The organism is Humibacter sp., assembly GCF_035547335.1.
Lineage (GTDB): Bacteria > Actinomycetota > Actinomycetes > Actinomycetales > Microbacteriaceae > Humibacter.
Map to the genome: position 1 here is coordinate 1 of NZ_DASZVF010000082.1, position 9,136 is coordinate 9,136.

A 9,136-nucleotide genomic window follows, 5' to 3' on the forward strand; every position below is an offset into this window, starting at 1 on the left:
CATGCTTCCGAGAAGCGGATGCCCGCCGCTCCGACGAATGGGGGCGGCCAGTCTGCTTTCAGGAGCTGGCACCGGGTCTGGCGGGAGCGACGCGAAGCGGCCGCGGGGGCATGTCTCCTGAAAGGCGACTGGCCGGCCCCACAGCTACCGCCCGGGTCCTACAGGTGAGTCGCCTGGATGCTCCGCAGTCGCGCCAGCACCTGCACGCGTAGCTCCTCGGGTGCCGTCTCCTTGCACGCCCGCTGTACGACTTCCGTGAGCACCATCCCGACGTGGACCTCGCTCTCGCAGTCCGTGCAGTTGGCGAGATGCTCGCGGATGTCTGCCGCGTCGTCCGCCTGCAGCTCGTTGTGCAGGTATTCCTCGATGTCCTTCTTGGCCTTCTCGCAGCCGCAGTCGCTCATCTGGTGCTCCCGGTGTTCTGCACGGCGCCGGCCCTCTGTCGGGTCGCCCCGTCGGGTGCGGCACTGTTCTGCACAGCAGAGAGCCCGCGCTCGTGCGCGTAGTCCGTCAACAGCTCCCGGAGCATCCGCCTGCCACGATGCAGACGGCTCATCACGGTGCCGATCGGGGTCTTCATGATGTCGGCGATCTCCTGGTAGGAGAAGCCCTCGACGTCGGCCAGGTAGACCGCGAGACGGAAGTCCTCGGGGATCGCCTGGAGTGCGTTCTTGACGTCGGAGTCGGGAAGGTGGTCGATCGCCTCGGCCTCGGCCGAGCGCGAGGTCGCTGACGTCGCAGACGCGGCGCCGCCGAGCTGCCAGTCCTCGAGCTCATCGATGGGGTTCTGGTAGGGCTCGCGCTGCTTCTTGCGGTACGTATTGATGAACGTGTTGGTCAGGATGCGGTATAGCCACGCCTTCAGGTTCGTGCCCTGCTTGAACTGGCCGAACGCCGCGTACGCCTTGACGAAGGTCTCCTGCACGAGGTCTTGCGCATCGGCGGGATTCCTCGTCATGCGCAGGGCCGCCGCATACAGCTGATCCATGAACGGGAGCGCCTGCTCTTCGAACAGTGCGCCGACGTCCTGGCCTGATCCCTCGCCGGGCGTTTCCTCGTGTGGAGTCGACATCACGGCCCAGTCTAGGCCGGGCACCTGCATCGATCCGGTGAACGCCGAACCGCCTTCGGTGCCGCCGAAAAGCCCGGACGGTGGAAGCTGCGGAAGCACCGTCGCGAGCGAGATCGTGAGCGGAGGGTCGAGCAGCGCCTGCGTCATCCGCACGCTCCTCTCCGTATCTCCTGCTGGATCGATACTCTTGACAAGCGATGCTGATCTCGAAATATTCCGCACCGGACTTCGATCCCTACGGCGACCGGAAGCCGGAAGAACCGGATGCCCTGTGGCCGGCTCCCACGGCCGCCGGGCCGTTGCGCGCCCGTGTGTCACTGCCCGGTTCGAAATCGATCACGAACCGGGAGCTCGTGCTCGCCGCCCTCGCCGATGAGCCTTCGCTGCTGCGCGCTCCGCTGCACTCCCGAGACAGCTCGAACATGATCCAGGCGCTCCGAGCGCTCGGCACCACCATCGAGGAGCGGCCGGGCACGGGGGCATTCGGTGCCGACCTCCTCGTCACGCCGGGCGAGCTCACCGGCAGCACCACGATCGACTGCGGACAGGCGGGAACGGTCATGCGCTTCGTGCCGCCCATCGCGGCGCTGGCGCTCGGGCCGACCACGTTCGACGCAGACGACTCGGCCCGCGGCCGTCCCATGGGCGGCATCGTGGCCGCCCTGAAGGCACTCGGGGTCGACGTGGACGACAACGGACGAGGTGCGCTGCCGTTCACGGTGCATGGCACCGGCCAGGTCGCGGGAGGCTCGATCGAGATCGACGCATCGGCCTCCAGCCAGTTCGTGTCGGCGCTGCTCCTCTCCGCCGCTCGCTTCGACGACGGGCTGCGGCTGACGCACGTGGGTCAGCGGCTGCCGAGCCTCCCCCACATCGAGATGACGATCGACGCCCTCGCCGGCCGGGGGGTGCGCGTGCAGACTCCGGATGTCGGCGTCTGGTCGGTCTCCCCCGGTGCGATCCGCGGGCGCGACCTCGACATCGAGCCCGACCTCTCCAACGCCGCGCCGTTCCTCGCTGCGGCGCTGGTCACCGGTGGCAGCGTCACGGTGACGGGATGGCCGGATGCGACGACACAGGTCGGCGCGGACCTCGCGGACATCCTGCCCGCGTTCGGTGCAACGGTGGAGCGCTCGCGCGGCGAGCTCACCGTGCGCGGCGGCGACGGCATCCACGGGGTCGAGCTCGACCTCACGACGGGCGGCGAGCTGGCGCCCACGGTGGCCGCGCTCGCTGCGCTGGCCGACGCACCGAGCACCATCACGGGGATCGGCCACATCAGACATCACGAGACCGACCGCCTTGCCGCTCTCGCCACCGAGATCCAAGGGCTCGGCGGCGAGGTCGACGAGCTCGACGACGGCCTGCGGATCACGCCTCGCACCCTGCACGGCGGGGTGTGGCACAGCTACGACGATCACAGGATGTCGACGAGCGGCGCCCTGATCGGACTGGCCGTGCCCGGCATCCGCATCGAGAATGTGCGGGCGACGCACAAGACGCTGCCGCAGTTCACGACCCTGTGGCAGGGGATGGCGAGCAACGACCAGGATGCCGCCGTGCGGCAGGCGACAAGCTGAGCGGTGCCGGCGTGAGCTGGTGGGATACCGACGACGAGGACGAGCCGTACGGCGAGTACGACGAATCCTCGGTTCGCGTGCGACCCAATCCCAAGGGCAACCGGCCACGAACGAAGACCCGCCCTGAGCACGAAGACGCGGTTGTCGCCCGCGTGCTGGGTGTGGACAGGGGCCGCTACACGGTTCTGCTCGACGAAGGCACCCCGGACGAGCACGAGGCGATCGCGGCCAGGGCGAGCGAGCTGCGCAAGCAGGCCGTGGTCACGGGAGACCGGGTCGACCTGGTCAGCGATACGAGCGGCGACGAGGGAACGCTCGCGCGCATCGTGCGCATCCGCGAGCGCAGCACGCTGCTGCGCCGCAGCGCCGACGACACGGATGCCGTGGAGCGCGTGATCGTCGCCAACGCCGACCAGATGCTGATCGTGGTGGCAGCGGCGAACCCCGAGCCGCGCACCCGCCTGGTCGACCGCTACCTGGTCGCGGCGTACGACGCCGGCATCGAGCCGCTCCTCGTGGTCACGAAGACGGACCTCGCCGATCCCGGGCCGTTCCTGGAGAACTTCTCCGGGCTCGACCTCCCGATCTTCCTCAGCTCGTCCGGTGGGGAACGCGACCACGTGCGCGGTGCAGCGCAGTCGGCCGCGCAGACGAGTGCGGCGGCCGCAGGCATCCCGCTCGACGAGTTGTTCCGTGCGCTTGCCGGTCACGACACGGTTGCCGTCGGTCACTCCGGCGTGGGCAAGTCGACGCTCGTGAACGCGCTGGTGCCTGAGGCGGACCGGGCGATCGGACACGTCAACGAGGTCACAGGGCGGGGACGCCACACGTCGTCATCCACCGTCTCGCTGCGGCTGCGCTCACCATACGGCGACGGCTGGATCATCGACACGCCCGGTGTGCGCTCGTTCGGCCTCGGCCACGTCGACAGGGCGAACATCCTGCGCGCGTTCACGGAGCTCGCGGCCATCGCCGAGAACTGCCCGCGAGGCTGCACCCACCTGCCCGATGCCCCGGACTGCGCGATCATCGAAGCCGTGGATGCCGGCGAACTCGGCGAGCGCGGCCGCCGGCGGCTCGACTCGTTGCAGCGGCTCCTGGCCACCTTCTCCTGACGACCGCTCGCCGAGCCGGGCCGCTACCTTTGTGGTCATGAGCGATATCCCCCCTCGGCTCGTCCCCGGTCAGGCGGCGCCCGACTTCACCCTCCTCGACCAGGACGGGTCCGAAGTGTCGTTGCACGACTTCGCGGGGCGCAACGTGGTCGTCTACTTCTACCCGGCTGCCATGACCCCCGGGTGCACGAAGGAAGCTTGCGACTTCCGCGACAACCTCAACTCGCTTGCGTCAGCCGGGTACCAGGTCGTGGGAATCTCCAAGGACGACCCGGCCACTCTCGCGACGTTCCGCGATCGCGACCACCTGAACTTCCCGCTGCTCTCGGACACCGACCTCACGGTCCACAAGCTGTACGGCGCGTACGGCGAGAAGACCCTGTACGGAAAGACCATCACGGGTGTGCTCCGGTCGACGTTCGTGGTCGACGCGGATGGCAGCATCCGTCTCGCGCTCTACAACGTGAAGGCCACGGGCCACGTCGCCTCGCTGCGCAAGAAGCTCGGCCTGGCGGGCTGACGGCCCAGGCTCCGTGGGCCGTAGCGAGCGGCCGAGCTCACCGGGCACCGGGCGTCGAGCGGTCCTCCTCGGAGTCGCCTGCGTGTGAGCCGCCAGGTCGCGACCCGGCGTCGGTGGTCGCTCGCGTCACCTGCGGCGTCACCGACAGGCCGATGCCGATCAACGCGACGACGAGGAGCACCCAGCCGGCCTGCGGCACGGCGGTGACGCCCGTGAAGGATCCCACGGCGACCGCCAGCACGAGCAGATGCCAGGTGATGCTGGATGCCCGCACCCACGATCTCCTGCGCGCTGCGGCGATCGTGGTGAGCACGAGCCAGAGCGCGCACAACGCGCCGATGACGAGGATGGCGATGCCGCTCCCCACGTCGGATGCCGTGGACTGCGCCGCCTGCACCCCGAGCCAGCTCACGAGTCCGATCGCCGCCAGGGCCTCGAGCGCGAGAAGCACGACGAGGCACGTCAGGAGCGGCGGAAACGACTTTTCGGGCCGGTCAATGCCCATATCGGGCGATTGTTTCCGGTCTGTGTTCACAGCGTTATCCCATTCGAAACTCTTGATTTGGCACTACCAGTATGCGAGCATTTCTTGGTCGAGTTGCGCTCACAGGGTGGTGGGCAGGTGTCCATCGCAGAGTACCCAGTCCACCAGGCAGAACGGTCCGCATATCAGCCGTGCCCGTCGGTAAAGGTCCGCCACGATCATCACCCTGAACTCGTCGCTTACCCGCATTCTTGACCGTTCGGTCATGCCCGGGCGTCACCTGACGCACGCTATTGAAGGAGCACCCCCATGGATTGGCGCGACAAAGCCGCCTGCCTGACAGCCGACCCGGAACTGTTCTTCCCGGTGGGCAACACGGGACCGGCTGTCGAGCAGATCGAGAAGGCGAAGAGCGTCTGCGCCAGGTGCACCGTGACCGAAGCCTGCCTTCAGTACGCCCTCGAGACCGGTCAGGACTCGGGCGTGTGGGGCGGCCTTTCCGAGGATGAGCGGCGGGCGCTGAAGCGCCGCGCCGCGCGCGCGCGCCGCGCCTCCTGATCTCCCACCGCCGGACGATCTCGTACCGCCGGCCGCAGTCCCTCACGGGTACCGGAACCAGTACCGCCGGGCGCCCCGTGTTTCCGTTCCCGGAAGCGGCCCGCCACTGATCCGCGGCCAGCTGACCGTGCGGTCTCGCTCGCCGGAGCGACATCATCCGGTTGACCCACTTCCGCCGTCATGCGACGCCGCGTCGCCGAGCTGTCACAGATCGGCGATGTGCGCGGTCTTTGCTCCTGTAAGCGCAACCCCGCGAGGAACCAGCACAGGACGGAAGGCAAGGACATGGCACGCATCATCGTGATCGGCGGCACGGGGCTGATCGGATCGAAGGTCGTCGCGAAACTCAACGAGCACGGGCACGAGGCGATCCCTGCCGCGCCCAGCACCGGCGTCGACACCATCACCGGAGAGGGCGTCGCCGACGCGTTGGCGGGCGCCGATGTCGTCGTCGACGTCTCGAACTCGCCGTCGTTCGAGGCCAAGGCCGTGCTCGACTTCTTCACCACGTCGACGAACACGCTGCTGGCGGCCGAGAAGCACGCCGGAGTGAAGCATCACGTCGCGCTGACGATCGTGGGCACGAACCGCCCGAACAACATCGACTACTTCGCGGCGAAGGCCGCTCAGGAGAAGCTCATCCGCGAGTCCGGCGTGCCCTACTCGCTGGTGCACGCCACGCAGTTCTTCGAATTCCTCGGCGCGATCGCCGACACGTCGATGGTGGATGGCGCCGTGCACCTGCCGGGCAGCCTGGTGCAGCCGATGGCCGCAGAGGATGTCGCGACGGCCGTCACGCGCACGGCGGCCGGAGCGCCGCTGAACGCCGACATCGAGATCGCGGGGCCCGAGCAGTTCGGGCTCGACGAGTTCGTGCGCCGCGGTCTCGCCTTCCGGGGCGATCCCCGCGAGGTCGTCCGGGACGAGTCGGCGACGTACTACGGAGCGCTCGTCGGTGAACGAGAGCTGGTGCCGGTGGACGGGGCGCAGATCTTCGCGACGACGCTGGCCGACTGGCTGCCGCTCAACCCGCCGCGCCACTGAGCCGCATACATACACGAGAGCCTCGACCGATGGGTCGAGGCTCTCCTTCACTCACGCTGGGCGTTACGCCTTGCGCAGGTAGCGCAACGGCACCTCGATCGTCACCTCGGTGCCGGTTCCGACCATCGTGTGCCAGTCGATCGTTCCGCTCAGCTCGCCCTGGATCAGCGTGCGCACGATCTGCGTGCCGAGACCGTCGCCCACCTTTCCTTCCGGAAGCCCCGAGCCGTTGTCCTTAACCTTCACGGTGAGAGTCTCCGGTGATCGGTGGGCGATGATCTCCACCTCTCCCGACCGGCCGGCAAGACCGTGCTCCACCGCGTTCGTGACGAGCTCGGTGAGCGCCAGGGCGAGCGGTGTCGCGTACTCGCTCGGCAGCTCTCCGAAGCTTCCAGAGGACTTCGGATGAACCGTGGTGTTGTGCGTGCTCGCCACCTCGGCGACGAGCAGCAGCACCCGGTCGAACACGTCGTCGAAATCGACGATCTGCGCCAGGCCCTCCGACAGCGTGTCGTGCACGACGGCGATCGCCGAGACGCGTCGCATCGCCTGACCGAGCGCCTCCCGCGCTTCCTCGGAGTGCGTGCGCCTCGCCTGGATGCGCAGCAGCGACGCGACAGTCTGCAGGTTGTTCTTGACCCTGTGGTGGATCTCGCGGATCGTCGCATCCTTGGTGATGAGCTCCTGTTCCTGATGCCTCATCTCGGTCACGTCGCGGCACAGCACGATGGCGCCGGTACGTTCCCCGTGGGTGCGGATGGGGATGGTGCGCAGCGAGACGGTGACGCCGCGCGCTTCGATGTCGGTGCGCCAGGGCGCGCGCCCGGTGACCACGAGCGGAAGCGACTCGTCGACGACGGAATTGCCGGCGATCAGTCGGGTCGTGACGTCGGCGAGGGACTCCCCCTCGAGCTCCTCGGTGAATCCCATGCGGTTGAACGCGGAGAGCGCGTTCGGGCTCGCGAACGTGGTGACGCCATCCACGTCGAGACGCAGCAGGCCGTCGGATGCGCGTGGCGCACCTCTGCGCGGCCCCGACGGCGCACCGAGGTCGGGGAAGTCGCCCGTGGCGATCATCCCGAACAGGTCGTTCGCGCAGGCGTTGAACGTGAGCTCCTGCCTGCTGGGGGTTCGGGCCTCGCTGAGGTTCGTGTGCCGGGTGATCACCGCGATCGGCGTCGGCACGACCTCGGCGCTGGATGCCGACACCCGGCGGAAGACGGGGACCGCGCGCACCCGCGTCGGCATCTCCTCGTACCAGTCCGGCGCGTGCGAGTCGACGATAGCGCCGACCTCGAACGCCTCCGTGGCCAGACCCTTCCACTCCGAGCGGATCGGCTGCCCGACGAAGTCGCGGTAGAACAGGGTCGCAGCGCTCGACGGGCGCGAATGCGCCACGGCGATGAAGCCGTCGTCGGTGGGCACCCAGAGCACGATGTCCGCGAACGCGAGGTCGGCCAGCAGCTGGCAGTCGCCGACCAGAAGGTGCAGCCATTCGATGTCTTCGGAGGTCGAACGGCCGTGCGCGACGACGAGATCACTGAGCGTGGACATCGCTTCAGTCTATGAGCGTCGCGCCGGCTCCTCCCCCGGCGGCCGGCCGCCGCCTTCCGCCAGCGGTCTGGGATGATGCAACGGCCGGGCGACGCAAGGGCAGCGCTCGGCGGGCCCTCATCGAGAAGCTCCGGCAGGTCACACCGGTTCCGTGACCGGCCGCGGCCTCGCCGCGTGGCGTCGCCTGCCGTGCTCCGGCTCGGGCTCCGGTGCGAGCTCGCGCTCCACGAACCGCCGCACCGCGGCCCGCGCCGGCGACTTGGGTGCGGCATCCCTCAGCGTGCTGCCGGTGAGCACGGCGAGATCGAAGCCTGCCGGGTCATCGGGGATCAGGGCGGCGGCTTCCAGGCCTCCGAAGCGCAGCAGCGTGGAGGCGACCTGCGCGAACGGCTGCGGACCTACCGCCGAAGCCCGCACGCGGTTCACCAGCACATGCGGCCGACGCTCCGGCGCCGCGTCCACCAGATCTCCGAACGACCGCAGCAGCCGGGACAGACCGACCGGATCGCCCAGCCCCACCGCGATGACGTCGTCAGCGCCCTGCAGCGCTGCTAGCGTCGCCGCATTGCGCCGCGGAGCATAGAGGTCACTCGTGATCTCCTCGTCGGTCTCGAGGCTGAAGCCGACATCTACGACCGTGTAGTCCGCCCACGTTCTGCACTGCGCCAGCACGCGCTCCACGCGATCGGCGGTGAGCTCCGGCCAGCGCGCGGCACGGCCGATGCCGGTGAGCACCCAGAACGCGCCACGCGGGCTCGCATACCGCTGCGCCACGCGCGCGAGCTCGTCGTGCGTGAGGGAGTCGGATGCCGCCAGCCGGCACGCAGCGGCGAAACCGGGCGCCTCATCCAGGAGTCCCAGCGCTGGTGCCGTGGCGCCGCCGTACGGATCGGTGTCGGCGAGCACCACGCTGTGCCCCAGCGCGGCGAGCTCGGCGGCGATCGTGATGGCGACGGATGTGCGGCCGGGCGCCCCTGCCGGACCCCACACCGCGATCACCCGCGAGGCGTCGGGCGTTCCGATCGGTCCGCCGACTCGCGACGGGACGGCCGGAACCCCGCGGAGCGATGGCTCCAGCGCGCTCCAGTCCGCCGCGGCATCCAACGCGTCGTAGACGCCGAGCGCCAGCGCGTGCCTGCGCTCCGACTCCCCTGCCGCGAGCACCACCAGGCGCACGCCCGTGCGGTCGCACATCGAGACGACCTCTGT

General features: G+C 69.1%; 10 protein-coding genes. 5 read left to right on the forward strand and 5 right to left on the reverse strand.

The genetic code is table 11. The annotated features are described in order from the left end of the window. Positions 1-158: 158 nt before the first annotated feature. Both VHB92_RS16470 and VHB92_RS16475 read right to left on the reverse strand, forming a co-directional pair. Positions 159-404 carry a zf-HC2 domain-containing protein gene (locus VHB92_RS16470; protein ID WP_325454855.1) on the reverse strand — a complete coding sequence of 82 codons (246 nt, stop codon included), beginning with the start codon at positions 402-404 and terminating at the stop codon, positions 159-161. Further along, positions 401-1,072, reverse strand: a complete 672-nt coding sequence (locus tag VHB92_RS16475) for a sigma-70 family RNA polymerase sigma factor (RefSeq protein ID WP_325454864.1) — start codon at positions 1,070-1,072, stop codon at positions 401-403. Before VHB92_RS16475 ends, VHB92_RS16470 begins: the two co-directional genes overlap by 4 nt. A gap of 197 nt (positions 1,073-1,269) precedes the next feature. On the opposite strand from VHB92_RS16475, the gene aroA reads away from it, so the two are divergent. The 3 genes from aroA to bcp are packed head-to-tail and all read left to right on the forward strand — an operon-like array spanning position 1,270 to position 4,287. Further along, positions 1,270-2,652: a 3-phosphoshikimate 1-carboxyvinyltransferase gene (gene aroA / locus VHB92_RS16480; protein WP_325454856.1), complete on the forward strand. Its 1,383-nt coding sequence runs from the start codon at positions 1,270-1,272 to the stop codon at positions 2,650-2,652. A gap of 11 nt (positions 2,653-2,663) precedes the next feature. Beyond that, positions 2,664-3,767, forward strand: a complete 1,104-nt coding sequence (locus tag VHB92_RS16485; protein ID WP_325454857.1) for a ribosome small subunit-dependent GTPase A — start codon at positions 2,664-2,666, stop codon at positions 3,765-3,767. Positions 3,768-3,804: 37 nt separating this feature from the next. Then, positions 3,805-4,287: a thioredoxin-dependent thiol peroxidase gene (gene bcp / locus VHB92_RS16490; protein ID WP_325454858.1), complete on the forward strand. Its 483-nt coding sequence runs from the start codon at positions 3,805-3,807 to the stop codon at positions 4,285-4,287. A gap of 37 nt (positions 4,288-4,324) precedes the next feature. On the opposite strand, the gene VHB92_RS16495 is transcribed toward bcp, so the two are convergent. After that, on the reverse strand, positions 4,325-4,792 hold the full coding sequence (locus tag VHB92_RS16495) for a hypothetical protein (RefSeq protein ID WP_325454859.1): 468 nt from the start codon (positions 4,790-4,792) through the stop codon (positions 4,325-4,327). 288 nt (positions 4,793-5,080) lie between these two features. Here VHB92_RS16495 and VHB92_RS16500 point away from each other — a divergent pair, with 288 nt between their 5' ends. Further along, complete coding sequence (locus VHB92_RS16500; protein WP_325454860.1) at positions 5,081-5,329, forward strand: WhiB family transcriptional regulator; 249 nt, start codon at positions 5,081-5,083, stop codon at positions 5,327-5,329. Positions 5,330-5,614: 285 nt separating this feature from the next. Next, complete coding sequence (locus VHB92_RS16505) at positions 5,615-6,373, forward strand: SDR family oxidoreductase (RefSeq protein ID WP_325454861.1); 759 nt, start codon at positions 5,615-5,617, stop codon at positions 6,371-6,373. Between the two features lie 63 nt (positions 6,374-6,436). Here the strand turns inward: VHB92_RS16505 and VHB92_RS16510 are convergent, their stop codons facing one another. Continuing rightward, on the reverse strand, positions 6,437-7,927 hold the full coding sequence (locus VHB92_RS16510; protein WP_325454862.1) for a sensor histidine kinase: 1,491 nt from the start codon (positions 7,925-7,927) through the stop codon (positions 6,437-6,439). 138 nt (positions 7,928-8,065) lie between these two features. After that, the coding region (locus tag VHB92_RS16515; protein ID WP_325454863.1) for a regulator at positions 8,066-9,136 on the reverse strand (1,071 nt) is incomplete at its 5' end.